We start from the raw sequence: 706 nt of genomic DNA, 5'->3' as shown, positions 1-706 counted from the left end.
GTATCCACCGGTTTGGCTACCATTCCGACGCCGCGTTGCGATCGGAGTTGCAGTGGATGAACTACCTGCAAGCCAGTGGCATCCCGACGCCCCGGCCGATTGCAGCTTTGTCGGGTGAGTTGTTCGTGCATGCTCGGACGGAGGCTTCCTCTCAGTCGCGGCAAGTTGACTGCATGTCCTGGGTGGAGGGGCGGCCGCTTGGCCAGAGTGGCGTCCCGCTAAACATGTCAGGTGACGAAGCGAAGCGTTCTTTCTCAGCCTTGGGACGCACGATCGCGCGGATGCACAATCTGACTGAGGCGTGGCCTCTTCCCTGTGATTTTGAAAGGCACGCATGGGACTTCGGAGCTTTCTTCTCCGAAAATCCATTGTGGGGGCCTTTTACCAACTCGCCTCTGCTCGATCATGCCTTGCGTGACCTCGTATCGAAATCTCGGGAAAAGGCGATGGGTGCTTTAGTGGGTTTCGAGAAAAGCGCCAGGACTTTCGGATTGATACATGCAGACCTTGTGCGCGAAAATATTTTGATGAGCGAGGACCACTCGGCCCAAGTCATCGATTTCGATGATTGCGGCTTCGGATGGCGTATGTACGACGTTGCGGTGAGCCTCTATCAGAATCGAGAGGATCCGCTCTTTGACGTCATCGAATGCGCATTGCTGGAGGGGTATGCCTCCGAAAGGACGTTGACAGCGCGTGACATCAA

The 706-nt window shown here is 56.1% G+C and carries 1 protein-coding gene; it reads left to right on the top strand.

What is annotated here, in order from left to right:
* Nucleotides 1-56: 56 nt before the first annotated feature.
* Nucleotides 57-706, top strand: a 650-nt coding sequence (locus tag AC1D0I_RS32815) for a phosphotransferase enzyme family protein (protein WP_477400220.1), incomplete at its 3' end; no start/stop codon positions are given.

It is taken from the genome of Mesorhizobium sp. P2_D1 (assembly GCF_056404455.1).
Note: the sequence above shows the minus strand (reverse complement) of the source record. Positions and strands in the feature narration are given on the sequence as shown.